23 protein-coding genes and 1 other RNA gene are annotated in these 22,985 nt (G+C 64.8%); 9 read left to right on the forward strand and 15 right to left on the reverse strand.

Annotated elements, in window-relative coordinates; translation table 11 throughout:
* Window positions 1-55 precede the first annotated feature (55 nt).
* Window positions 56-1,879 (reverse strand): sodium:solute symporter, encoded by a 1,824-nt coding sequence (locus QZV93_RS01760; protein ID WP_295555469.1) that lies wholly within the window; start codon window positions 1,877-1,879, stop codon window positions 56-58.
* A 50-nt stretch (window positions 1,880-1,929) separates the two neighbouring features.
* Window positions 1,930-2,190 (reverse strand): DUF4212 domain-containing protein, encoded by a 261-nt coding sequence (locus QZV93_RS01765; protein WP_295555471.1) that lies wholly within the window; start codon window positions 2,188-2,190, stop codon window positions 1,930-1,932.
* Between the two features lie 175 nt (window positions 2,191-2,365).
* Between QZV93_RS01765 and mscL the strand changes: the two genes are divergently transcribed.
* A complete protein-coding gene (gene mscL / locus QZV93_RS01770; RefSeq protein WP_363156411.1) occupies window positions 2,366-2,749 on the forward strand; it encodes a large-conductance mechanosensitive channel protein MscL in 384 nt (127 codons plus the stop codon).
* A gap of 31 nt (window positions 2,750-2,780) precedes the next feature.
* Here mscL and QZV93_RS01775 read toward each other — a convergent pair whose 3' ends face one another.
* Window positions 2,781-3,848 carry a hypothetical protein gene (locus QZV93_RS01775; protein ID WP_295555475.1) on the reverse strand — a complete coding sequence of 356 codons (1,068 nt, stop codon included), beginning with the start codon at window positions 3,846-3,848 and terminating at the stop codon, window positions 2,781-2,783.
* Window positions 3,849-4,076: 228 nt separating this feature from the next.
* Between QZV93_RS01775 and QZV93_RS01780 the strand changes: the two genes are divergently transcribed.
* Entirely contained in the window at window positions 4,077-4,919 is an 843-nt protein-coding gene (locus QZV93_RS01780) for a HAMP domain-containing sensor histidine kinase (RefSeq protein WP_295555477.1), read from the forward strand.
* 14 nt (window positions 4,920-4,933) lie between these two features.
* A complete protein-coding gene (locus QZV93_RS01785; RefSeq protein WP_295555478.1) occupies window positions 4,934-7,015 on the forward strand; it encodes a DUF87 domain-containing protein in 2,082 nt (693 codons plus the stop codon).
* Between the two features lie 19 nt (window positions 7,016-7,034).
* Here QZV93_RS01785 and QZV93_RS01790 read toward each other — a convergent pair whose 3' ends face one another.
* The 10 genes from QZV93_RS01790 to QZV93_RS01835 all read right to left on the reverse strand — a co-directional run bounded on the left by QZV93_RS01790 (window position 7,035) and on the right by QZV93_RS01835 (window position 16,938).
* Entirely contained in the window at window positions 7,035-8,822 is a 1,788-nt protein-coding gene (locus QZV93_RS01790; protein ID WP_295555479.1) for a hypothetical protein, read from the reverse strand.
* Between the two features lie 148 nt (window positions 8,823-8,970).
* Window positions 8,971-9,936, reverse strand: coding sequence for a phosphatidylcholine/phosphatidylserine synthase (locus QZV93_RS01795; RefSeq protein WP_295555480.1), 966 nt, complete (start codon window positions 9,934-9,936; stop codon window positions 8,971-8,973).
* Between the two features lie 21 nt (window positions 9,937-9,957).
* Window positions 9,958-10,671, reverse strand: coding sequence for a phosphatidylserine decarboxylase (locus QZV93_RS01800; protein WP_295555482.1), 714 nt, complete (start codon window positions 10,669-10,671; stop codon window positions 9,958-9,960).
* 44 nt (window positions 10,672-10,715) lie between these two features.
* Window positions 10,716-12,191, reverse strand: a complete 1,476-nt coding sequence (locus QZV93_RS01805) for a Do family serine endopeptidase (RefSeq protein ID WP_295555483.1) — start codon at window positions 12,189-12,191, stop codon at window positions 10,716-10,718.
* A 202-nt stretch (window positions 12,192-12,393) separates the two neighbouring features.
* On the reverse strand, window positions 12,394-12,579 hold the full coding sequence (locus tag QZV93_RS01810; protein WP_295555485.1) for a DUF2065 domain-containing protein: 186 nt from the start codon (window positions 12,577-12,579) through the stop codon (window positions 12,394-12,396).
* A complete protein-coding gene (gene hflC / locus QZV93_RS01815; RefSeq protein WP_295555487.1) occupies window positions 12,579-13,460 on the reverse strand; it encodes a protease modulator HflC in 882 nt (293 codons plus the stop codon). Before hflC ends, QZV93_RS01810 begins: the two co-directional genes overlap by 1 nt.
* A 1-nt stretch (window position 13,461) precedes the next feature.
* On the reverse strand, window positions 13,462-14,589 hold the full coding sequence (hflK, locus tag QZV93_RS01820; protein WP_295555488.1) for an FtsH protease activity modulator HflK: 1,128 nt from the start codon (window positions 14,587-14,589) through the stop codon (window positions 13,462-13,464).
* Window positions 14,590-14,800: 211 nt separating this feature from the next.
* Window positions 14,801-15,304, reverse strand: coding sequence for a dihydrofolate reductase (locus QZV93_RS01825; RefSeq protein WP_295555489.1), 504 nt, complete (start codon window positions 15,302-15,304; stop codon window positions 14,801-14,803).
* A gap of 3 nt (window positions 15,305-15,307) precedes the next feature.
* A complete protein-coding gene (locus QZV93_RS01830; RefSeq protein WP_295555632.1) occupies window positions 15,308-16,126 on the reverse strand; it encodes a thymidylate synthase in 819 nt (272 codons plus the stop codon).
* Between the two features lie 44 nt (window positions 16,127-16,170).
* On the reverse strand, window positions 16,171-16,938 hold the full coding sequence (locus tag QZV93_RS01835; RefSeq protein ID WP_295555490.1) for a type II CAAX endopeptidase family protein: 768 nt from the start codon (window positions 16,936-16,938) through the stop codon (window positions 16,171-16,173).
* A gap of 104 nt (window positions 16,939-17,042) precedes the next feature.
* Between QZV93_RS01835 and ssrA the strand changes: the two genes are divergently transcribed.
* Together ssrA and QZV93_RS01845 are read left to right on the forward strand one after the other, a co-directional pair.
* Window positions 17,043-17,453, forward strand: a transfer-messenger RNA (tmRNA) gene (gene ssrA, locus QZV93_RS01840).
* A gap of 51 nt (window positions 17,454-17,504) precedes the next feature.
* Window positions 17,505-18,212 (forward strand): ClpXP protease specificity-enhancing factor SspB, encoded by a 708-nt coding sequence (locus QZV93_RS01845; protein WP_295555491.1) that lies wholly within the window; start codon window positions 17,505-17,507, stop codon window positions 18,210-18,212.
* 31 nt (window positions 18,213-18,243) lie between these two features.
* On the opposite strand, the gene QZV93_RS01850 is transcribed toward QZV93_RS01845, so the two are convergent.
* The gene (locus tag QZV93_RS01850) at window positions 18,244-18,600 is read right to left on the reverse strand and encodes a hypothetical protein (RefSeq protein WP_295555493.1); all 357 of its coding nucleotides are present in this window, start codon (window positions 18,598-18,600) and stop codon (window positions 18,244-18,246) included.
* A 261-nt stretch (window positions 18,601-18,861) separates the two neighbouring features.
* Between QZV93_RS01850 and QZV93_RS01855 the strand changes: the two genes are divergently transcribed.
* Window positions 18,862-19,170: a hypothetical protein gene (locus QZV93_RS01855; RefSeq protein ID WP_295555495.1), complete on the forward strand. Its 309-nt coding sequence runs from the start codon at window positions 18,862-18,864 to the stop codon at window positions 19,168-19,170.
* 69 nt (window positions 19,171-19,239) lie between these two features.
* Here the strand turns inward: QZV93_RS01855 and QZV93_RS01860 are convergent, their stop codons facing one another.
* A complete protein-coding gene (locus QZV93_RS01860) occupies window positions 19,240-20,850 on the reverse strand; it encodes a cyclic diguanylate phosphodiesterase (protein WP_295555496.1) in 1,611 nt (536 codons plus the stop codon).
* A gap of 236 nt (window positions 20,851-21,086) precedes the next feature.
* Between QZV93_RS01860 and fumC the strand changes: the two genes are divergently transcribed.
* The 3 genes from fumC to QZV93_RS01875 are packed head-to-tail and all read left to right on the forward strand — an operon-like array spanning window position 21,087 to window position 22,970.
* Window positions 21,087-22,499, forward strand: a complete 1,413-nt coding sequence (gene fumC, locus QZV93_RS01865) for a class II fumarate hydratase (protein WP_295555497.1) — start codon at window positions 21,087-21,089, stop codon at window positions 22,497-22,499.
* Between the two features lie 7 nt (window positions 22,500-22,506).
* The gene (locus tag QZV93_RS01870; RefSeq protein WP_295555498.1) at window positions 22,507-22,713 is read left to right on the forward strand and encodes a DUF4169 family protein; all 207 of its coding nucleotides are present in this window, start codon (window positions 22,507-22,509) and stop codon (window positions 22,711-22,713) included.
* Complete coding sequence (locus QZV93_RS01875) at window positions 22,710-22,970, forward strand: ribbon-helix-helix domain-containing protein (protein ID WP_295555499.1); 261 nt, start codon at window positions 22,710-22,712, stop codon at window positions 22,968-22,970. Before QZV93_RS01870 ends, QZV93_RS01875 begins: the two co-directional genes overlap by 4 nt.
* The last annotated feature ends 15 nt before the right edge of the window (window positions 22,971-22,985 follow it).

Genomic DNA, 22,985 nt, shown 5'->3' on the forward strand with positions numbered 1-22,985 from the left:
GGCGCGCTGCCCGCGCTGCTGTTTAGCCTGTGAACTCTTGAATTCGATCGAGAGCCTAGACCTTCTTGCGGCGCAGATGGCGCATTTCACGATCGTAGAGAATTTCGCCGCCTGGCACGCGAATGTCGCGCACGAGCTCGAGCAGGTTGCGCGGGGGAGCAGGCGTCGCGAGCGCGACCGCGATTGTGGCAACGGCACCGGCCGGCAGTCCGATGGCGGCCGCGAGCGCCCCGTCTGTCCCGGTAAGCCCTGCTTCGCCGGCGATGATTGCAAGCACCGTGACGCAGAACCCCGTCAAAAGCCCGGCCACCGCTCCGAAAGCATTGAGCCGCTTCCACCAGATGGAAAGCAGCATGACTGGAAACGCGGCCGCGCCCGTGAGCGCAATCGCCCATAGCATGAGATCGAGCGGATCGGTTGGCGCCAGGAGGGCGATCAACCCAGCGAACGCAGCCGCCGTTCCGAGCGCGATCCGCGACACGATGAGACGCGGGACCGGCTTCGCCGGCAGCCAGGAGAGCCCGTACATGATGTCTTCGGCGAGGATGTTGCCGAGAGCCAGCGCCACGGCACCCGCTGTCGCCAGCGCGGCGGCGACGATGCCGCCGGCAGCCAGATAGACGAGTGCGGCCGGCATCTCGGCCACGATCGGCAGGCTGAGGAGCACGTCGTCCCGGCTCACGCTGAAGCTTGCCAGCGTCGGCCGGCCGTCCCCGCTTACGGAAATGATGCCGTGCGTCTGTAGCGTCTCGAACCATGCCGGAAAGCGCACCGGTCCGGCGGCGGTCACGATGTCCGTCAGGTAGTCGCGCATGAAAACGGCGACCGAGGCGACCGTGAGCATGGCGATGCCGAACAGCAGCGTCGCCCAGCCGAGCGACTTGCGCGCCTCGTACACGCCCGGCGTCCCCGCGACACGGGGCAGGAGCCATGGCGCACTCGCAAGCCCAGCCACCATGGAGAGCGTCGCGATAACGAACGCGAGCGGCCCCACGCTGCCGAAGGCGTCGGAATAACGCTTGGCAATGAGCGAAAGACCTTCGCCCGGTATGTCGAACGCGAGCGCCGGCGGAAGGATGATCGGCAATCCCTGTGCCGCCTCCGCCCGCCCGATCGCGCGCAGCACGGGACCCGCGGAAATCTGCGGCAGAGGCAGATTGGTGACGATGACGCCCACGATCGCCACCGGCACCAGGAGCGCGATCAGAGCGGCGATGCTCTGCGCCGCCGAGGACCACGCGAGCGAACGCATCCCGCCGGCCGTAAGCGTGACCACGACTACGGCCACCAGCAGCATCACCGCCATCGATTGCGAGATGGGGATGAACCACGTCGCCGCGTGCGCGCCGATCCTGAGCTCCGCCGCGATGACGAGCAGCATGGGAACCGCCAGCACCGCGCCGGCCACCAGCCTCAGCGCCCGGCTGTCGAAACGCTTGCCGAGGTAGCTCGGCACCGTGAAAGCCCCGAATTTCCGGAAGAACGGCGCCAGCAGCACCGCCATGACCACGAAGCCCGCCAAGCCACCGATCACGAGACACAGCGCATCGAACCCGATCAGGAAGAACACGCCCGTGAGCGTGACGAGGCCGGTTGCCCCGAGCGCGGTCTGCGCGAGCACCAGGCCGGTGTAGAAGGCTGGAACCCGCCGGCCGGCGGCGAAATAATCGATCGGCTCGCTCGTGTAGGCGGCGAGGCCGATGGCGGCATAGAGCACGATCGGCCCGAGGAACATCGTGAGCCGGAGCGCGGAATCGCCGACACCGAGCCCCTCGAGGATGAGGGTGATCAGCGCCAGCGCGACGAACGCGCTCATGAAGATGCCGAAATAGGTCCCGAGGCGCGGATTGACGTAGCCGGTCCGATGCGAGAACGACATGGCTTTAGGACTCCGTCCGGTCGCGAGCGGGGGCTCGGCGCCTGCGCCGCTCAGGCGTCCTCATGCGCGCCGTGCCAGTGATCGATGGCGTCCTGCCGGTTGACGAAGCTTGCCACCGTGATCACCGCGATCAGCACCAGTCCATGCAGCGACAGGAAGTAGCCGAGCGGGAACCCCATAAACTTGCTCGAATTCAGGCGGTCGGCATAGAGGGGCAGCACGAGGATGACCGCGAGGAACGGCACCAGGCTGGCCAGCATCTGCCACTTGGTGTGCCGCCAGTAGGGTTTTCGCTCGCGACGTTCGATCATGACGGTTTTCCATCCATCCTCTGTCCCGACCGTGACGTGCGCGGGACTTGTGGTTCCAATGAGGCGATTTTCCGCCCCAGCCGAGAATTGCCGGTTTGCTCAGGCTACCCTAGCATCGGCCCCGCGGCTCGGAGCGAGTCGAAATCGATTGTCTGAAGGAAGCTTGCGAATGTCGATACTGTCCGAATTCAAGGAATTTGCAATGCGGGGCAACGTGGTTGACCTCGCTGTTGGCGTGATCATCGGTGCGGCCTTCGCCCCCATTGTCTCGACCCTGGTCGAGAACATCGTCATGCCGCCGATCGGCTATCTCCTGGCCGGTATCGATTTCAGCAGCCTCGCCATCACCCTGCCGACGCCCACCGGCGATGGCGTTCTGATCAAGTACGGCCTCTTCCTCAATGCGGTCCTCAAGTTCGTGGTCACCGCGGCAGCTATTTTCCTGCTCATCCGCGCCATCAACAAGTTCAAGAAGCCGGTCGCTGCCGCCGAAGCTCCGCCACCCTCGCCGTCCGAGGTCTACCTGCGTGAGATCCGCGACGCGCTGGTGAGGAAATAGCGATCCGGCCCGAGCGGCCGGACTCCTGACGTCAACCGACAAGCGGCGAGCGCTCCGGAAGTGGCGCTCCCGAGAGCATGCTGCGGAACGCCATGTAGCTCTGGTCGATGCGCGCCGCGATGGCATCGCGCCCCGCCACATGCGCAATCGTGGCCTCTGCCACGCGGCCGAGTGCGTCCGTGATATCGGCGGGCCACGGCGCCAGCTTGACGCGCATGTAGGTCGCAAGCACTTGGCGGGTGACGCCGGCATGCGCGCGCGCTTCGGCGAGCGAAAGCTGGTATTCCTCGGCTGCCGCGGCGGCGAAGATGGCCTTGTCGGCCTCCGAGAAGCGCTCCCAGACCGGCTGGCGGATATGGAGCGAAAGGGCAGTGCCATGGCCGTTGAGGCCGGTCCCCGTGCCGTAGCGCGCAGCGTGCGGCAGGCCGGCGGCAAAGCAGGTGAGGAGCCCGCCGGCTTCGGCCGCAAAAACGGATCCGCTGGCGAGTGCGGTAGCTGCCTCGTGCGGCGCTAGCGTGTCGTGCACCTCGGCCCCGAGCGCGCGCGCCACGTCGGCGCCGAGCCCCGGCGCAGAAATGCGCTGGCCGGCAAGGTCGTTGAGGCGCGCAATCGGCTCGCGCGACCACAGGGGCGGCGTGTCACCCGAGTGTCCGGCAAGGAGCGGCTTCCAGCCGTGACGGCCGGCCAGATCGTCCCAGAGCATCTGCCCGCCGCCGACGGAGATCCAGTGCGCGAAATCCCGGGGCTCGAGGCCGCCCGAGCCCGGCAACCCGGCGAAGTAGGCGAAGGCCGGGTGCAGGGGCGCGAAATCGTGCGCCGAGCCGTGGACGAGATCTGCCTCGCTCGCTAGGCCGCTGCCTTGCGCTACCACCTCGATCCGGTACCGTCCCCCCGTCATCGCCTCGATGCGGCGAGCGAGCCGGCGGACGCCGTCCGCCGGTCCCTGTGGCGTATCGGCCCACGGCATGGAGAGCTTGAGCGGGATGCCCTGTCCGTCAGCAACGGCGGCGGGAAAAGGGCCTTCGGCGTGCGCAGCTGCCGACGATGTGGCTGCAACTGCAGCGCCGCCGCTGGTAATCAGGAACTCACGACGATCCATCGGCCGGTCTCCCCCTGCTGTCCGAGGCCCGCATCAAAGCCCAATGCAACGCCGAAAACAACGGGGTCGGATGGGTCCGGGGCGGCTCCTTGTTCCTCTATCGAGCATTAGATGCAGATTAACCACGTCTTATCCAATGGCCTCTACGGTTGTTGATCGATTTAGGAGATTTGGCGTCCGGTCCACATGAAAAACGGCGGACTTCGTAAGAGCAACGCGAACTCTTTGATGCAGGAATACTCGACGTTGGTTGGGGATGCCGTCCTGCGTCAGCGCACCCGTATGGCCGAACGCCAGGCGCGCCTGGAGGCCGAGCTCGCCAACAGGGTCAAGTCCGAGTTCATCGCCAATATGAGCCATGAGCTGCGCACGCCGCTCAACACGGTCCTCGGGTTCTCGAAGCTTCTCAAAGAGCATGGAGTCCGTCAGCTCACCGGCGATCAGATCGTGCAATACGGCGACCTCATCAATCACGCCGCGGAGCATTTGCTCGCAGTCATCAACGACATCCTGGACATCTCGAAGATGCAGAGCGGCACCTATGCCCTCGATGCCTTCGAGGTTGATATCGGCGATGTGCTCCGTGACTGCGTCGAGGCCGAGAAGCCCCAGGCAGCCGAAGCAGGCGTCGCGCTGTCGCTGCGCGTGGCGTTCTCGCTGCCGCCGGTGCGCGGCGACGATACGAAGCTCAATCAAGTCTTCCACAATCTCATCCACAACGCCGTCAAGTTCACGGAACGTGGCGGCTCTGTCGTGGTCGAGGTCCTGGCACAGGGCAACGGCGGCGCGATGATCTCCGTACGCGACACTGGCATCGGCATGAGCGCAGATGAGGTCCGCATTGCGCTCGAGCCGTTCGGCCAGGTCGATCGCGCGCGCACGCGTTGGCGGGAAGGCGCCGGCCTCGGCCTGACCATCGCCGATGCGCTGGTAAAGCTGCACGGCGGCGAGCTTATGATCACGAGCGTCAAGGGGAAAGGTACCGACGTCACCGTAACGTTTCCCCCCGCACACCAGGTCTCCCCGATCGAGGCACGGGACGCGGTCTTCGGCAATGGCGCCACCCTCTAGAATGGATTGATAAGATGCACTCCGGCGCGGTCACCAAAGAGCCTCAGTACCACGTGCTGCCACGTTCGATTGGCCGCATCGCATCCGTGACGGGCTCGAAAGCCATTCTGCTCCTCGACGTCACTCACGAGAACGATCCGAGGAACCGCGCGGATCGGCCGGAGATGGGGACCCTGCTTGCGATCGACACCGGCAACGCCACGGTGCTGGCGACTGTCTCTGCGCTCTCCGTTCCGCTGCCCGCTCACGGCAACGAGCAGGAGATTCGCATTGCCGAGCTTGGTCTCGTCGGCGAATTGATCAAGGACGCGGAAGGAAAGCCTAGCGGTTTCCACCGCGGCACGACGACCTACCCGACACTCGGCGATCGCGTGCGTTTCGCCACCAAATACGAGCTTCAACTCACCTATACGGGCAACGAAAAAGACACGGTTCGCATCGGCTCGATCCGTCAGGATTCGTCGATCCCTGCCATGGTCCGCGTCGATGAGCTGCTGGGCAAGCATTTCGCCATTCTCGGCACCACCGGCACCGGCAAGTCCTGCACGACCGCGCTGATCTTCCGCGCCATCCTGGAGCGCAATCCCAACGCGCACATCGTTCTGCTCGATCCGCACAACGAATACGCCACCGCCTTCGGCGATCGTGCGGAGGTGATCTCGCCGCGAACGCTGCAGCTCCCGTTGTGGCTTCTGAACTTCGAGGAGGCGGTCGAGGTCCTCGTTGGAGACAGTGAGCGCAAGGGCGAGATCGAGATTCTCCAGGACCTGATCCCGCTCGCGAAGGCGCGCTACAGCATCGGGCGCGCGCAGGATCAGCAGAAGATCCGCAAGCCGGGTCTCGAAGGCTCGAAGTTTACGGTCGATACGCCCGTCCCCTATCGTATTTCCGATCTCACCAACCTGATCGACGAGCGCATGGGCAAGCTCGAGAACCGCAAGGATCTCGCCCCCTATCGCCAGCTCAAAACCCGCATCGAAACCTTCGTCCAGGATGGGCGCTACGCGTTTATGTTCGGCTCGGTCACCGTCTACGACGGCATGAGCCAGGTGCTGTCGCGCATCTTCCGCGTCCCCGTCAACGGCAAGCCGATCACCATTCTCGAGCTGACGGGCCTGCCGCCCGAGGTCGTCAACGTCGTCGTTTCCGTGCTCTGCCGCATGGCCTTCGATTTTGCCCTGTGGGGCGAGGGCAAGATCCCGGTCACCGTCGTCTGCGAAGAGGCGCACCGCTACGTACCGTTGAACCCGCAGATGGGCTTCGAGCCTTGCAAGCGGGCCATCGCCAAGATTGCCAAGGAAGGCCGCAAGTACGGCGCCTCGCTGTGCATCGTGACGCAGCGCCCGGCCGAGATCGATCCCACCATCCTGTCCCAGTGCAACACCGTGTTCGCGCTGCGCATGTCCAACGACCGCGACCAGGCCATCGTCGCCTCCGCCGTCTCCGACACCGGCACAGGGCTGATCGAGTTCCTGCCGGCGCTGGGAGCCCGCGAGGCCATCGCATTCGGCGATGGCGTTCCGATCCCGGTTCGCATCAAGTTCGACGAGGTGCCGGCCCACGCGCTGCCGCGTTCGACGACCGCGCAGTTCTCGCAGAAATGGCAGGAATCGGTCGGTGACGAGAGCTTCCTCGATGCCGTGATCGAACGGTGGCGCGCCGCCGGCGTATGCGGCCAGCTCGATGCCTCGGCCCAGGCCCAGCTCTTTGCCGAGGCCGTGTCGTTGCCGACGGGGCTGTCCCGCCGGTCCACCGATGCTCAGGTCGCCGAACGCGTCGCAGCCTCGGCTCCGCCGCGCGAGGCCGAGAGACAGCCCTTCGATCGCGCCGCGCTCGAGCGCGAGGTGAGTGAGTTTACCAGCCGCCGTATGCCTGCAGTTCAACAGACCGTTGTAGAGCAGCAGCCCACGCCGGCTCCATCGCGCGCGGACCAGCCCTTCATGCGCCGCGCGTCCGACATCCAGCGCTCGCCCACCACGGCGCCGGCCGCGCCTCCCGCGGCGTCCGCCACGCCCGAGCCTTCGGAGCCGGCCGCCAGCAACGCGCGCCTCGCCCTGCGCGATCGCCTTCTGCGCCGCGGCGACATCCCGCGCTGAGCCGCCGGTTCGACTGCCGTCAGGCCTTTTCCTCCGCGGCAGGGGCAGGATGCGCGCCGTCATCGCCCCAATCGTTGAGCACGTCGAGGATCGGCGTTAGCCCCTCGACGTCGACCAGCCGGTAAACCTCGACGTCGCGCCGCGCGCCGGCGCTCCAGCCGGCAATGGTGAGCGCCTTCTCCGCCTTGGAGAAGAGCCCGTGATTGCGCTGCGGCGTGGATTCGCGTGTTTCCTGGTCGCGCGCCTCCGCATCGGGGCCGGTCGTCTTCCCCACCTTGTCGAGCCACTTCTTGCGGATCTCGGTCAGGTCGGTATCGCTGGCCTGGTCCTCTTCGTCCTTGAGCTTCTGCAACTCGCTCTTTGTCAGCTTGAAGAATCCCGGCTTCGGCCATTCGACGAGGTCGAGATCGTCGAGGACGCCCGCGAGCTGGTTCATGGCCAGCGCCTTCTCGCCCTCCTTCTCGGAGTCGCAGCTGTAGAGATTGGGGATGACGAGGTACGAGTGCGTCTTGTGATAGATGAAGTGGCGGCGCACCCATTCGAGGTTTGCGTCGGGCGCGCGCGCGATGGCCGTCGCGATGGCCGCCTGGATCGCCCGCCGCTTGTCGCCGGCCATCTCGGGCCGCCGCGCGGGCGGATTGATGATTGCGAGCACGAGCAATCCGAAGTCGATGCCGATCGATGCGAGAAGCGCGATCAGATCGCGGCCGGTGATAGGGTCGCCCGCATCGGTGGTCGTCGCCGGATCCGAGCCGAGCGTGAAGATGAAGTGGCCCAGGCTGTAGCCGTAGGCGCCGATGTTCTTCCAGAGGTTCTTGACCGCGTTCGCGACGCCCGCCGGACCCTCGCTGAAGGCCGCATCGCGTAGCTTCACTTCGGCCGGCTGGTCGGCCTGGCTCGCGGCCTGCGTGAGCCGCTGCGCCAGCGTCGGATCGTAGCAGGAGAAGCCGGCCTGGCCCGGCGCCACCGAGACGGACTCGGCGAGCGCCCGCATCTCTGCGGCCGTCGATTTGCCGAGCTCGTTCGAACGCGCCGCGATGTTGCGCGCGGAGCCGCGGATCTGCGATGCCGTGGCCTCGAAATTGCGCTGCCGCTCTTCGACGCTCGTGCCGCCGAGCGATTGTGCGCTCTGGCGCAATTGCTCGACCTCGGCCTGCACCGGTTCGAGCCAGCTCCGCACCATGCCGTCGCGCAGCGTCGCGACGGAATCTCTCACGCCGCGGCGCGCATTGTAGAGCGGCCCGCGTCCGGCGCCCGAAGACGTGCCGCAACTCCCGCCGCTCGTCTCCTCGCGCGCCATTTGGCTTTCCGACCACGAGACGACATTGTCGAGCTGCGAGCGCACCGCATCGAGCCGCGCAGCCACCACCGCGCTGGCGTCGCGCGCGTCTTCCTGCAGTCCCGAAAGCCCGGTGCGTGTCGCCTCCGAGCCGGAGATCAGGCTCCACCAGAAGCCGTAGCCAAAGCCGATCGACCAGATGGCCAGGAACACGTAGAGTACGAACATGATGATGCGGTCGCCGAAGTCGCGCCCGGCGCCGAATGTCTCGCGCAGTGCCAGCCACATCAGGAAGGTGAGGGCCACCACGACGCCGATCACGAGCACGTCGTTGGGGATCGACATCGAGCCGGCGTCGGTCGGCGTATCCGAGACGCCGATGATGAAGTCCCGCATGCCGTGCCAGGTGGCGTAGCCGGACAGAAACAACAGCATCAGCGAGGCGACGCCGATCATCATGTTGCGTCCGAGAATGTAGTCGAGCACCTTCCGCGGACGCTTAGACGCCTTCGTTGCGGCTTCGGCCATGACGCAATACCCCCGTTAGGACGCCCCGTACGCTCTGAACGGGCGGAAATGTAGGGGAAAACGCCGGAGCTGTCGCGTCGGACCATCCGTTAGCCCGCAAAGCCGATGCGCGAGCGGTGCATCGGCGCAACGGGGGCCGATGCAATCGTCAGCGCTTGGGCTCTCCGGGGCGGATCTCGACCACGCGCGCCGAGCCGGTTGTCGCATTGCGCTTGTCCTCGGACGGCGCGTCCGCCGCCCCCGTCGCGGGCGGTTCGGTCGGCGGCGCGCCCGGCTGCGAGGTAGCGGGCACCGCACCGGCGACAACGCTGGCATGCTGATGTTCGAGCTCGCGAAACCGCCGCCACGTCCAAGGCACGGCGGCGAGATAGGCGACGGAAGCAATGGCCAGCGTCGCATAGGGGTAGGTGAGGAGGCACGCGACCGCCAGCATGGCGAGAATGAACAAGGGCAGCACCCACTCGCGTCCGATCCGCTCGCCAAGCAGCTTTCCGGAGTAGGTCGGCAGGATCGACACCATCATCAGTCCGATGAGCATCACGTAGACGAGCACCAGGTTGAGCAGAACCGGCGAGCTTCTAAGGTCGAGCCCGAGATGGCCGAGATAGATCGGCAGCAGCACCAGGATCGCGGCAGCGGGCGTCGGCACGCCCATGAAGAAATCCGATTGCCACTTCGGCCGCTCGTCGTCGATCAGCGTGTTGAACCGTGCCAGCCGCAGCGCCGAGGCCAGCGCGAACAGCATCACCGCGATCCACCCCAGGCTTTTGTGGTCGCCGAGACCCCAGGTGAAGATCATGATGGCGGGGGCGACGCCGAAGTTGACGAAGTCGGCGAGGCTGTCGAGCTCCGCGCCGAACCGCGACGACGCCTTGAGAAGGCGCGCGATGCGGCCGTCGAGGCCATCGAGGAGGGCCGCGAACACGATCGCCGCCAGCGCGAAATCGTAGCGCCCTTCGATCGACATGCGAATGGAGGTGAGCCCGGCACAGAGGCCGAGCAGCGTGAAGAAGTTCGGCACCATCATGCGCACGGGGATGCGCGCGTGGCTGAACATGCGCCGTCTGCGCCGCCGCCGCGTTTCTTTTTCCAGTTGCGGTACGATCGGGTCCATGGGAGCCCTCCGCTTAAAAATTCAATGCCGGCGCGCCTCGCGCTCCGGCTCCGTCGACTTCAGGTCCGAAAGCACCGTCTCGCCGCCGATCGCCCGTTGCCCGACCGCGACCAGGGGATAGGCGCCGACGGGCAAGTAGGTATCGACTCGCGAGCCGAACCGGATCAGCCCGAACCGCTCGCCGACCCCGAGGCTGTCGCCCTCCGCGGCCAGCGTCACGATCCGCCGCGCCACGAGCCCTGCGATCTGCACCACACCGACCTTCGTCCCAGCCGCGGTCTCGATGACGATGGTGCGCCGCTCGTTTTCCTCGGATGCCTTGTCGAGAGCGGCATTCAGAAACGCTCCTGGAATGTAGAGCGAGCGCACGATGCGCCCGGCAACCGGCGCGCGCTGGATGTGCACGTCGAAGACGGAAAGAAAGATCGAGATGCGAACGCGCTCCTCGTCGCCGAACTCAAGCTCCGCGGGCGGGCGCACCTTCTCGATCAACGAGACCTTGCCGTCCGCCGGCGCGACGACGAGGCCGTCACGCAGCGGCGTGATGCGGTCGGGATCGCGGAAGAAATAGATGATCCACGCCGTGATCAGCGCCGCGATCCAGCCGAGCGGAGACCAGATGAGAAACAGAAGCAGCGTTGCGATGAGCCCGATGCCGACGAATTTGTGCCCATCCCGGTGCACCGGCGCCAGACTGTCGGCAATGGTATCGAGTAGTGAATGACGATCGGACAATCCCGTACTCCCGTTCCGCTTTCAACTTCGCCGGGCGCCATCCCTTAGAAAGGGATGGCTACGAACCGCGTGTCGCCCTTCGAGTCCTCGACCAGGAGCAGCACGCTCTTGCCGCCGGCTTTCTTGACCTTCTCGACGGCCGCCTCGATGTCCTTGATGTCGCGCACCGGCTCCTGCTGGGCTTCGGTGATGATGTCGCCGGGCCGGATATTTTTCGATGCGGCCTGGCTCGAGGGGTCGATCTCCGTCACGATGACGCCGTTGATTTTGGCGTCGAAACCATAGCGCGTTCTAAGCTCGTCCGTAAGCGGCACCAGTGCAAGGCCGAGCACGCTGGTCGACGACGGCGGCGGCGTCTCCTTCTTTTCGAGGTCGATGGGACCGGCCTCGTCGCCTTCGTCGGGAAGCGTTCCGACCGCAACCGTGAGGCTCTTTTTCTGCCCCTGGCGCAGCACTTCCACGGCGACCGACTTGCCGATCGGGGCCTGCGCGACGAGCTTCGGCAGCCCGCGCATGGTCGTCACGTCCTTGCCGTCGAACTTGAGGATGACGTCGCCCGCTTCAACGCCGGCTTTGGCAGCAGGCGAATCCGGTGTCACGCCGGCAACCAGCGCACCCGTGCTCTCGGGCACGCCGAGGCTCTCGGCGATGTCGTCGCTGATCGACTGGATCTTGACGCCGAGCCATCCGCGCTTCACTTGCCCGAACTCTTTGAGCTGCGAGATGACGGCCGTGACGGTATCCGCCGGCACCGCGAACCCGATGCCGATCGAGCCGCCGGTCGGCGAAATGATGGCCGTGTTCACGCCCACCACCTGGCCTTCCATGTTGAACAGCGGCCCGCCCGAGTTGCCTTTGTTGATGGCGGCATCCGTCTGCAGGAAGTCGTCGTAGGGCCCCGCGTTGATGTCGCGTTGCTTGGCGGAGATGATGCCGACCGTTACCGAGCCGCCAAGGCCGAACGGATTGCCGATGGCCATCACCCAGTCGCCGACCTTGAGATCGGCCGACGATCCGAAGCCGACCGAGACCAGCGGCTTCTTGGGCGTCACCTTGAGCAGCGCCAGATCCGTCTTGGTATCCCGCCCGAGCACCTTGTCGACCTTGAGCTTCGTGCCGTCGTGGAAATTGACGATGATCTCGTCCGCGCCGTCGATGACGTGATTGTTGGTGACGACGAGGCCTTCCGTTCCGTCGATCACGAAGCCCGAGCCGAGGGAGGAGACTTTCCGGTCCGACGGCGGCGCGCGCCCGCCCCGCTTGTTGAAGAAGTCCTCGAAGAAGTCCTCGAACGGCGAGCCCTTGGGGACCTGCGGCAGAGGCACGCCCTCAGGCCCCTTGGCGATCTGGCTGGTCGAGATGTTGACCACCGCGTCGATGAGCTTCTCGGCGACGGGCGCCACCGATTGCGGTCCGTGCTGCTGCGCCGTCGCTCGGTCCGTGTCGATGAACGCGGTCAGGGCAAGCGCTGCAAAGGCGAGAGCCGGGATACGGCCGCATTGCCCAAGGGTCGTGATCATCAGGAGCTCCTTCTTCACCATCGAATGCCGTCTGGGCGCTTCCGGGAAGGTGGGAAATCGGGCCATGGCGGAGCCATGAACACAACCCCGTTCGACGGGAAGCACGGCAGAACGATCCGAGCTTGGCCCAAAGTGTGAGATCGCCAGTAGGCTGTCAACGTGTCCCCATGGCCCGGGGGCGGCAGACCCGCCGCCGCGATGTTCATCCCCGGATCATCCAGACGAGGATAGCGCCGAAAGCCACCGCCACCCAACCGGCTTTACGCAGGCTGTCCTCCGGTGTCGCGGCGGCCGTCGCCAGAAGATGGCGGCCAAGCGTCGGCGAAAGGGCCCAGATCAGCCCTTCGATGACGAGCACCAGTCCAAAGGCGACGATGAGATCGCTCATTACGGCTTCGGGTGAACGGCTCCCGATGGGTCGGAGAAATACTTGAAGAAGTCGCTGTCGGGCGAGATCACCAGGCGGGTGTCGCCGGGTTTCAGACCCTGCTCGTACGCCTGCATCGAGCGGTAGAAGGCGAAGAAGTCCGGATCCCGTCCGAAGGCGTCGGCGAAGATCTTGTTGCGCTCGGCTTCACCCTGGCCCCGAAGCTCCTCGCCCTTGCGCGTGGCCTCGGCCTTGATGACCGTCACCTCGCGGTCGGCGGTCGCCTTGATGCGGTTGGCTTCGCCCGTGCCCTGAGCGCGGAACTCGGCCGCCTCGCGCTGGCGCTCGGCCCGCATGCGATCGAACACGCTCTTCTGGTTCTGCTCCGGCAGATCCGCGCGCTTGATGCGCACGTCGACGACCTCGAGGCCGAAGTCGCGTCCTTCCTCGTTCACGTTGGCGAGGATCTGTTTCATGAGCGCCTCGCGTTTGTCACGCACGACATCCTGGAAGGTGGAAGAGCCGAGCGCACGCCGCAGCGCCGATTCGACGATCGGACCGAGGCGCGAGCGCACGACGCTCTCCGAGCGCAGCGTCTGATAGAACTTCAACGGATCGACGATCTTGTAGCGCGCGAAGGCGTCCACGATCAGACGTTTCTGGTCGGAGGCCGTGACCTCCTGCGTCTGCGTGTCGATGTCGAGAATGCGCTTGTCGAAGATATCCACCGTCTCGACCAGCGGCAGTTTCCAGTTGAGCCCCGGTTGCGTCACGACGCGCTTCGGCTTGCCGAACTCGAGCACGAGCGCCTGCTCGTTCTGGTGGACGATGAAAGCCGATGCGTAGACGCCCGCCGCTGCGGCGCCAAGCACGATGACGAGGAAGGCGAGGAATGCACGCATATCAGTTGCCTCCGTCGTTAGGTTGCTGACGACGCTGTTGCAGCTGATCCAGCGGCAGATAGGGCACGACGCCCTGGCCGCTCTTGCCGTCGATGATGATCTTGTCGGTGTCGCCCAGCACGCGCTCCATGGTCTCGAGGAAGATGCGCTTGCGCGTCACCTCGGGCGCCTTCTTGTACTCGTCGTAGACTTTGAGGAAGCGTACCGTCTGGCCCTGGGCTTCCGCCACGGTTCCCTGCTTGAAACCTTCGGCCGCCTGCAGGATGCGCTCGGCTTCGCCGCGTGCTTCCGGCACCACCTTGTTGGCATACGCGAAGGCTTCGTTCTGGAGGCGCTCCTTGTCGGCACGCGCCGCCTGCACGTCGCGGAAGGCGTCGATCACGTCGCCCGGCGGGTCGACCTTCTGCAGCGTCACCTGGTCGATCTGGATACCGGCCTGATAGGTGTCGAGCGTCTTCTGGATGAGGTCGAGGACGGCCGCCTCGGTCTTCTGTCTGGCTTCCGTCAGGATGGGCTGGATGTTCGACTGCCCGACCACCTCGCGCATGGCGCTTTCCGCCACTTCCTTGACCGTGTTGTCGGGGTTCTGGATGTTGAAGAGATACTGCGCCGCATCCTTGATGCGCCAATAGACGACGAAGTCGATGTCGACCGTATTCTCGTCGCCGGTCAGCATCAGGCTCTCTTCCTTGACGTCCTGCACGCCCGACCCGCCGAAGCCGCGCTCGTAGCTCGCCGAGCGCATGCCGATCTCGATGATGTTCTGTCGGGTGACCTTTGGCTTGACGACTTCCTCGATCGGGTAGGGAAGACGGAAATGAAGTCCTGGCGGCTCCTGGCGCACGAATTCGCCGAACCGCATGACGACGCCGAGCTCGTCGGGGTCGACGCGGAAGAAGAAGGCATACCAGGCGACGACTGCAGCCGCCGCAGCGGCAGCGAGGAACGCCAGCGGTCCGGGAACGCCGCCGCCGTGCATCACTTGCTTCATGCGATCCTGGCTACGCTTCAGCATCTCCTCGAGATCAGGCTGCTGGTTTCCGGGTCCCTGGCCCCACGGGCCGCCGCCTCCGCCGCCTTTCCAGCCGCCGCCGTTTCCGCCGCCGCCGCTCTGATTGCTCCAAGGCATATGTTGCTAGCCCTTATTGATGAGGATGATGGTCGGGAGCCGCTGAAGGGAATGGCCCGGGCGGGCGCCCCGGCTCGCGTAAGTCCCGGATGGCAATTGCGCTTTGCTTATAGGGGAGGACCCCGGACGACGCAAACGCGCTCGACGGAGATTGGTTTGCGGGAGCCGCGAGTCAAGGCGGCGGGACGCCAATTCGCCCTGCAACTATCAGCTACTTACGATCGAGCACCCTTAAGGTGGCCGTTACGTCATCCTTTTCCGACTTGGGCACAGGGTGGCTTTCGGTTTCGACCCAGTCCGAGAGATCGACATCCGGAAACAGGGTGTCGCCGTCCGGGCTGGCATGAACCGTCGTCCAATAGAGGCGCTCGGCATGCGGAAGAGCGAGTTTGTAAACCTCCGCTCCGCCCATCACGATCACCTCGTCGGCCCCGCGGGTCAGCGCCAGCGTGCGTGCCAACGTCAGCGCGTCGGCGAACGAGTTGACGACGCTCACCCCATCCGCCTCGAAAAACGGATCCGTCGTCAGTACGATGTTGTCGCGCCCGTCGAGCGGGCCCTTGAGCGACTGAAAGGTCTTGCGCCCCATGATGATCGGCTTGCCCATGGAGAGGCGGCGGAACGTCTTGAGGTCCGCGGAGAGCTTCCACGGCAGCCGCCCGCCGGCGCCGATGACGCCGTTCTCGGCCACCGCAACGATGAGTGAGATGCGCATGCGCTAAACCGCCACCGGCGCCGCGATGTGCGGATGTGGATCGTATCCCTCGAGCGCGAAGTCCTCGTACCGGAAGGCGAAGAGCGACTGCACATCCGGATTGATGGCAAGCGTCGGCAGCGCCCGCGGCGTGCGCGAAAGCTGTAGGTCCGCCTGCTCGAGATGGTTCACGTAGAGATGCGCGTCGCCGAACGTGTGCACGAACTCACCCGGCTTGAGCCCCGTCACCTGCGCCATCATCAACGTGAGGAGCGCGTAGCTCGCGATGTTGAACGGCACGCCGAGAAACACGTCCGCCGAGCGCTGGTAGAGCTGGCACGAGAGCCGCCCGTTCGCGACATAGAACTGGAACAGGCAGTGGCACGGCGCGAGCGCCATGTCGGGGATGTCGGCCGGATTCCACGCCGAGACGATGATGCGCCGGCTATCGGGATTGGTCTTGAGCGTCTCGACCGCTTCACTGATCTGGTCGATCGTGCGCCCGTGTCCCGTCGAAGACGGGCCCCTATCGGGCGCTGCCCAGCTCCGCCACTGCTTGCCGTAGACCGGTCCCAGGCTGCCGTCCGGCCGTGCCCACTCGTCCCAGATGCGCACGCCGTTGGCCTGGAGATAGCCGACGTTGGTGTCGCCCGCGAGAAACCAGATCAGCTCGTGGATGATCGACTTCACGTGCAGCTTCTTGGTCGTCACCAGCGGGAAGCCATCGGCGAGGTCGAAGCGCATCTGATGGCCGAACACGGAAAGCGTGCCCGTGCCGGTCCGGTCGCTTTTGTGGACGCCCTCGTTGCGGACGCGGCGGAGAAGATCGAGATATTGCTGCATGGGATGAAGATAGCGATTCTTTCCGGCGAACCAACTCGCCACCGTTAACTGGCGGGCGCAAACAGGGAAATCACCGTCAGCGAGAAGGCGTTGACGACGGCGTGCGCCACCACCACAGCGCGCATCGACCCCGTTCGCAGCATGATCCAGCTCATGCCGAGCCCCGCGAGGAAGACGCTCACCAGACCCGGCCACGAGTAGCCGACGTGCAGAAGCGTCCACAATCCCGACGACACGAGTGCCGCCGGCCAGTAGCCGAGCCGGCTCTTGGCGAGAGCGGAAAGCAGAAAGCCGCGAAAGGTGATCTCCTCCCACAGCGGCGCCAGCACCACTGCCGCGATGATGACGGCCCACCAGGTCGGGGATTGTAGGCCGTCGAGGATCCACCGCCCATCCGTGAAAAGCTCGATGCCGGCCAGATGATAGAGCAGAAGCTCGACCGGCCCGATGAGCGCGATCAGCAACACGCCGTACCCGGCAGCCTCGATCCAGCCTGTCTGCGGAGGGAGAAGCCTGAGCGTTTCACCGCGCGCGCCCTTCCAGCCTGCAGCCGCCCATATGATGGCCAGCGAAAGGAGCTGCCCTGCGATCATCTGCAGGACCACGAACGGAGACGAGAGAGAGGGGATCCTGTCCGTCTGGATCGCCCCGTCGGCGCCGACCAGACCGTTGTTCTCAGCCAGCAAGCCGAGGAGCCCGACGAGCATGGGTGCCACGCTGGCGACCAGGACCACCGCGACGGCAGGCCACGGTCTCCAAGGCGTTTCCGGGCGATAGGCCGCGCGGGGAAGCTCCTCGAGCGTGGCTGACATGGCGTAATTCCTCGAACGGTAATGGTTATCGGGCGTCCCGGGCAACGGCATCGATCGGTATCATCGATTGTCCCGGATTGCCCGCGGAAAGCCGGCGAGCCCAGGCACTTTTAATTCAAATCCTCCCGGCATATATTTGGCCTGCCGGATTCGTCCGGCTATGGCGATAAACGCGACCGTAATAAGCCGTTCGGACCCGGGGGCAGTACCCGGCGCCTCCACCACGAGCTCACGGGGCCCAGATTATGCGAGGCCTCCTGGGGCTCTGGCCACGGACCCTCTCCTCCGTGAGCTGGTGATGGGGGCGAACTAGGATCGACGAGGGTGTAAAGGGTTTAGCTTTTGCCCGGCATGATACCACCGTCATCGGGTCATTCAGAATAGTTGCCAATGACAACTATGCTGAGGCTGCTCTCGCTGCGTAATGCGGCGCGAAAAGCCTAACTACTAAAGTCCTCGCTCCTAGCCGAGCAAGGCGCGGTTCGGGAGGCACCGGGCAACAGAAGCCTCCCACTCTTCATGCGTCGCTGGGGAGAGAGGCGCGATCGGGGACGAAGCGGCACGGCATGACGGTTGAGTCGACGATCGACTACGAGGGACTTGCGCAAGAGGCGATGCGCGGAGTCGTACGCAAGGTGCTGGCCCGCACGGCAAAGTCGGGCCTGGCCGGCGATCACCATTTCTACATCTCCTTCGATACCGAGGCTCCGGGCGTCTCCCTTTCGCGGCGCTTGAAGGAGAAGTATCCGCAAGAGATGACCATCGTGCTCCAGCACCGGTTCTGGGACCTTGTCGTGAGCGAGGACCGTTTCGAGGTGAAGCTGACGTTCGATGGCATCCCCGAGCGGCTCGTGGTCCCGTTCGAGGCCATCAAGGTCTTTTTTGATCCCTCCGTCCGCTTCGGTCTTCAGTTCGAGGAGCCGGGCAGCGGTCCGGACACGCGCGCGCAGCCCGCGGGCCATACCTTTGAGAGCTTATCCGCTCGAGGCGCAGCGGCGCGTGGAACCCACACCCGCAAGTCCTCACGCCGGAAGGCTCAGTCCTCCGGCGACAAGCCCGTGACAGCCGCAAGCGACGCGGCCCCGGCCGGTGCTGAACCTCAATCCGGAACGAACGACGAGGCGATATCCGCCGCGACCCCCCTCGTGGCCAATGCCGGAGCAAAACGCTCGGCGATGGCCGACGAGGAGGCGCCGAGTTCCAACGACAAGGAGGCGCCCGCGAAATCAGGCGGCGCCGAGATCGTCAGTCTCGACAAGTTCCGCAAGAAGTAGCGAGCCGCCGCCGCTGCTCGTTAGAGTCGCATCAGCGCCGTCCTAGCGGATGCTCGAAGCGATCCTTGGTCCAGCGGCGGCTGTATTTCCGGTGCGGCCGATAATCGTCGTAATAGTAGCTTTGGCGATAGCGATAGCGCGGATAGTCGTAATAGCCGTCGTCGTAATAGCCATAGCGCGGGTAGTACCCGTAGCTCGGCCCGATATAGATGCCGACGCCGCCCCATCTGCGATGACGCACGTCCTGCACCTGGGTGGGTTGCCGGTCCGGCACCGCTGATTTCACCGTAGCGAGCGGCGCGGCGTTTGCCGGCGTCCCGGAGAGCGGAGCAGAAAGCGCGACGACCGCAGCGAGCAGCGAGGCGCTTAAAGATTTCGTAGTGCTCATGATGGATCTCCTGCTTTCAAAGTATGTAGGTGCGGATCCCTGATAGTGAAGCGGCTTGCCCACGCTGAAGGTTCCGCCGCCGACCCGCGACGTACCTGCGAACGATGAACGTTCGTTCAGCTAGATGAACCGTAACTGACTGAAATTTTTTACGTTTTCACGAACGGAAGTGCGCAGGCCCGTGCGTTCTTTCCTGTGCAAGCCCGAGACAGACGCTGCGCAGTCGCAGCGCCGGGCCCGAAACAGAGTGGAGACGAAAAGATGAGCACCAAGATCAAGACCGCCCTTTTGACGGTTGCTGCCCTTGCGATGACGGCCGGCGTGTCGGTTGCTGCCCCGGCAAAGCACTACAACCACAACGGCTACGGCAAGCCCGGCTACGGCAAGGTCGTGAAGAGGCACGGCGTGAGCCCGTTCGAGCGCGCGCAGATCGCACGCAGCGCCGCCGACCTCGCTGCACTGAAGCGCCGCGTGTGGCGTGATGGCAAGATCAGCTTCGCCGAGCGCATCCTGGTCAATCGCGCCGAGCGCCGCCATGCCATGCTGGTCGCCCGCAGCTACCGTTCGTAGGTAGGTAGCGATCAGGAGCGAGACGGAGGGCCGCGCATGCATGCGCGGCCCTTCACCGATGTTCTCAGCTTACGCTGCTGCCGCTTTTTTCTTCGCGCCCATCATAGCCGCGTCATGCTCGGCAAGGAATTCCGCAAGCGCGTCGATTGTGAGAGGCCGCGAGACGAGATAGCCCTGCACATAGGCGACCCGTTTCGTCGCGATAAGGAGATCGAGGCGTTCCTGCGTCTCGACGCCTTCGACCACGATCTCCCGCCCTGACGACCCGACCATGTCGAGCGCGTGCACCAGCATGCGCGCCATCAGGCTTTCGTTGGGCGCCATGGCAAACGAGCGGTCGAGCTTCACGCCGTGAATGGCAAGCGAAGCGACGCGGTGGATGCTCGAGTATCCGCTTCCGAAATCGTCGATGTAGGTACGGATGCCGTGCTGAGCCAGCGCCTCGATCTGCGTCTGCGCGGCATCGATCCCAAGCGCATCGCTTTCGACGATTTCGATCGCGATCTGAAAACGGTCGCGCTCCGCTTCGAATGCCTTGTAGACCTCGCGCAGTTTCGCGCTGTCGAGATCGCGCGGGAAGACGTTGAAGTTGAGCTGCAGCCGGATGTCCTTGGGAAGTCCGCGCGAGAGTTCCTCGAAGGCCCGTTCCGCCACCATTTTGGTGAAAGAGAGGGTCTGGTTTGCGCCGGCGACGATGTCGACGAACTTGTCGGGAGCAACGATGGAGCCGTCCACGTCGCGCCATCGCGCCAGCACCTCGCAGCCGGAGATTTCGCCGGTGCGCAAGTCGAGGATGGGCTGATAGGCACAGACCACCGACTGGCTGCTGAGATGGCGCCTGAACCGCTGCTCGAGCGACCAGTATCGCTCAAGCGCGCGATAGAGGACGGACGCAGGCCAGACGGCATAGAACGCGATGAGCCCCACGGCGAGCGCAAGCTCTGAGCGCCACCTCCGCGCCATCGCCGCGGCATCGCCCTTCACGGCGACGCAGTAGGCGTGATCCTTGCCGCAGGCGACATCGAACATGGTCGAAAGCGGATTGTCGTTGTCCTGGTGGCGCGATGCGGCGGCGAAAATGCCGGTCTCGCCGCCAAGGTGCCAGACACGTCCGTCTGCCGCGGAGAACACGAATTCCATGTCCACCCAGGACTGGCCCGCTTGCGACGAAGTTTGCGCGGGGACGACGATTGCAAAAGGGGCTTGATAAGCGACGCTTCCTGCGACGCCGACCAAACCGACGGAATCGAGTGTCCTGTTGATCCAGAAGGCTATGCCGTCGTCCTCAGACGTCACGACATCCGGTGGACCAAGAGACGCGCTGGCGGGGGAAGCGCTCATGCTGGTCGAGCACGTCACAACCCCGTCCGGAGCATAGATGAACTCGTTCAAGCCATCCGGCATGAACGCGACGCGGCGCAACTCGCGAATGAACTGCTCGGAGCAGGGTTCCGCCTTCGCCGTCTGGCGCAGTTCGGCAAACGCGGCCGTCACGTTCCTATGCAGCGTATCGAAATGCGCGAGCTTGGCCTTCGCCTCGCCGCGCAAGGCGTCGTGCATCTGCACGTGCAGGAGACCGGCTCCGACGGCCAGCAGCCCGATCGTGATCATGAGCCAGATCACGAACTCGACGACCCGCTGATGCCGCCCGGAGACAAAGGGATTAACAAAACCTGACATGCTGGCTTACGCGGGGACGCGACCTGCTGTTTCGGATTTCTAGGTCGGGAAGTGTACGCACGATGCCGTAAACATTCGGAGAAAATCCGTATTCGTTCTTTTGTTTATCGTGCACCGGGGGGGATCTTCGAAGCGAGGTCCGAAAGTTGTGCAGGCACGGCGGAATCTGGCTCAGGGCAGCTTCCCATGCTATGGCCCACGGACCTCAGGCTTTCTAAGCACGGATCTCGCCGCCCATGACAGAGAAGAAGACCCCCGCCAAGACCGCTGTCCGAATTGAAACCGATACCTTCGGAGAGATCGAGGTCCCCTCCGACAGGTACTGGGGCGCCCAAGCGCAGAGAAGCCTCGGCAACTTCAAGATCGGATGGGAGAAGCAGCCCGCTCCCGTGATCCGCGCCCTCGGCATCGTCAAACGTGCCGCCGCCGAGACCAACATGGAGCTGGGCAAGCTCGACCCGAAGATCGGCGAGGTGATCGTCAAGGCAGCCCAGGAGGTCATCGACGGCAAGCTCGACGATCACTTCCCGCTCGTCGTCTGGCAGACCGGCTCCGGCACCCAATCCAACATGAACGCCAACGAGGTCATCTCGAACCGTTGCATCGAGATGCTGGGAGGTGTCGTCGGCTCGAAAAAGCCCGTGCACCCCAACGATCATGTGAACATGAGCCAGTCGTCGAACGATACGTTTCCGACGGCCATGCACATCGCCTGCGCCGAGGAGGTCGTCCACCGGCTGATCCCCGCCCTGAAGACGCTTCACGGCGCTCTCGCCGAGAAGGCCCGGTCCTGGCGGGACATCATCAAGATCGGCCGCACGCACACGCAGGACGCGACGCCGCTGACGCTCGGCCAGGAATTCTCCGGCTACGCCCAGCAGGTCGAGAACGGCATCAAGCGCATTGAGCTGACGCTTCCTGCCCTCATGGAGCTGGCGCAGGGTGGAACGGCCGTCGGCACCGGCCTTGCGTCGCCCAAAGGCTTTGCCGAGAAGGTGGCCAAGCAGATCGCCGCAATCACCAAGCTGCCGTTCACGTCGGCCCCGAACAAGTTCGAGGCGCTCGCCGCCCACGACGCCATGGTGTTCACTCACGGCGCCATTTCCACGGTCGCCATGAGCTGCTTCAAGATCGCCAACGACATCCGCTTCCTGGGCTCGGGCCCGCGTGCAGGCCTCGGCGAGCTCGCACTCCCCGAGAACGAGCCCGGCTCATCCATCATGCCGGGCAAGGTGAACCCCACCCAGTGCGAGGCGCTGACGCAGGTCGCAGCGCACATCCACGGCAACAATGCCGCCATCGGCTTTGCCGGCAGCCAGGGCCACTTCGAGCTCAACGTGTTCAACCCGATGATGGCTTACAACTTCCTGCAGTCGGTGCGTCTCTTGGCGGATGCGGCGGTCTCATTCACCGAGAACTGCGTTGTCGGCATCGAGCCGCGTCTCGACAATATCGCCGAGGGCTTGGCGAACTCCCTCATGCTCGTGACCCCGCTCAAGGAAAAGTACGGCTATGACCGCGCGGCGAAAATCGCCAAGACGGCACATAAGAAGGGCACGACCCTGCGCGAGGAAGCCATCAAGGACGGCATTCCCGCCGAGGACTTCGACGCCATCGTGCGTCCGGAGAAGATGATCGGACCGGAGTAGCCACGCCATGTCCGCGGAGATAGTCAACCTTCGCAAGGCCAGAAAGGCGCGCGACAAGCTCGCAAAGGAGAAGCGCGCCGACGAGAACCGCGCCAAATTCGGCCGCTCGAAGGCCGAGCGTGAGCGCAAGGAAGCGGAGAGCGCTATCGCAAACCGTCGCCTCGATGCGCACCGTCGCGACGGGGCGGACGACGAGAGCGGGCCGCCGTCATGAAGAGCGAGACGCCGCGCCCGGTCAAGCGCTCGTTCTCGATCCGTGGCCACCGCACCTCGATCTCGCTCGAGCAGCCGTTCTGGGAAGCACTCAAGGACGCGGCCGCCCGCGAGCGTATACCTCTCGCCGCTCTCATCGCCCGCATCGACGAGCAGCGCGGAGCGGCCGGCCTCTCCAGCGCCGTGCGGGTATGGATCCTCGATGATGTGCGCTCGGCCTCGGTTGCCGTCAGCTATGACGGCGGCAATCGCGACTGATCAGGTCCGCTCGGG

Source organism: uncultured Hyphomicrobium sp. (assembly GCF_902826555.1).
In the GTDB taxonomy this organism is placed as follows: domain Bacteria; phylum Pseudomonadota; class Alphaproteobacteria; order Rhizobiales; family Hyphomicrobiaceae; genus Hyphomicrobium_C.

Excerpts from the sequence above, each read along its gene's own strand:
- hflC (WP_295555487.1), bottom strand. The coding sequence starts at position 13,460 with ATGCGTGCATTCCTCGCCTTCCTCGTCATCGTGCTTGGCGCCGCAGCG.
- QZV93_RS01850 (WP_295555493.1), bottom strand. The coding sequence starts at position 18,600 with ATGAGCACTACGAAATCTTTAAGCGCCTCGCTGCTCGCTGCGGTCGTC.
- QZV93_RS01810 (WP_295555485.1), bottom strand. The coding sequence starts at position 12,579 with ATGAGCGATCTCATCGTCGCCTTTGGACTGGTGCTCGTCATCGAAGGG.
- QZV93_RS01785 (WP_295555478.1), top strand. The coding sequence starts at position 4,934 with ATGCACTCCGGCGCGGTCACCAAAGAGCCTCAGTACCACGTGCTGCCA.
- QZV93_RS01775 (WP_295555475.1), bottom strand. The coding sequence starts at position 3,848 with ATGGATCGTCGTGAGTTCCTGATTACCAGCGGCGGCGCTGCAGTTGCA.
- QZV93_RS01795 (WP_295555480.1), bottom strand. The coding sequence starts at position 9,936 with ATGGACCCGATCGTACCGCAACTGGAAAAAGAAACGCGGCGGCGGCGC.
- QZV93_RS01875 (WP_295555499.1), top strand. The coding sequence starts at position 22,710 with ATGAAGAGCGAGACGCCGCGCCCGGTCAAGCGCTCGTTCTCGATCCGT.
- fumC (WP_295555497.1), top strand. The coding sequence starts at position 21,087 with ATGACAGAGAAGAAGACCCCCGCCAAGACCGCTGTCCGAATTGAAACC.
- QZV93_RS01805 (WP_295555483.1), bottom strand. The coding sequence starts at position 12,191 with ATGATCACGACCCTTGGGCAATGCGGCCGTATCCCGGCTCTCGCCTTT.
- QZV93_RS01835 (WP_295555490.1), bottom strand. The coding sequence starts at position 16,938 with ATGTCAGCCACGCTCGAGGAGCTTCCCCGCGCGGCCTATCGCCCGGAA.
- QZV93_RS01855 (WP_295555495.1), top strand. The coding sequence starts at position 18,862 with ATGAGCACCAAGATCAAGACCGCCCTTTTGACGGTTGCTGCCCTTGCG.
- QZV93_RS01790 (WP_295555479.1), bottom strand. The coding sequence starts at position 8,822 with ATGGCCGAAGCCGCAACGAAGGCGTCTAAGCGTCCGCGGAAGGTGCTC.
- QZV93_RS01765 (WP_295555471.1), bottom strand. The coding sequence starts at position 2,190 with ATGATCGAACGTCGCGAGCGAAAACCCTACTGGCGGCACACCAAGTGG.
- hflK (WP_295555488.1), bottom strand. The coding sequence starts at position 14,589 with ATGCCTTGGAGCAATCAGAGCGGCGGCGGCGGAAACGGCGGCGGCTGG.
- QZV93_RS01825 (WP_295555489.1), bottom strand. The coding sequence starts at position 15,304 with ATGCGCATCTCACTCATCGTTGCGGTGGCCGAGAACGGCGTCATCGGC.
- QZV93_RS01830 (WP_295555632.1), bottom strand. The coding sequence starts at position 16,126 with ATGCAGCAATATCTCGATCTTCTCCGCCGCGTCCGCAACGAGGGCGTC.
- QZV93_RS01780 (WP_295555477.1), top strand. The coding sequence starts at position 4,077 with ATGCAGGAATACTCGACGTTGGTTGGGGATGCCGTCCTGCGTCAGCGC.
- QZV93_RS01860 (WP_295555496.1), bottom strand. The coding sequence starts at position 20,850 with ATGTCAGGTTTTGTTAATCCCTTTGTCTCCGGGCGGCATCAGCGGGTC.
- QZV93_RS01870 (WP_295555498.1), top strand. The coding sequence starts at position 22,507 with ATGTCCGCGGAGATAGTCAACCTTCGCAAGGCCAGAAAGGCGCGCGAC.
- QZV93_RS01760 (WP_295555469.1), bottom strand. The coding sequence starts at position 1,879 with ATGTCGTTCTCGCATCGGACCGGCTACGTCAATCCGCGCCTCGGGACC.
- QZV93_RS01845 (WP_295555491.1), top strand. The coding sequence starts at position 17,505 with ATGACGGTTGAGTCGACGATCGACTACGAGGGACTTGCGCAAGAGGCG.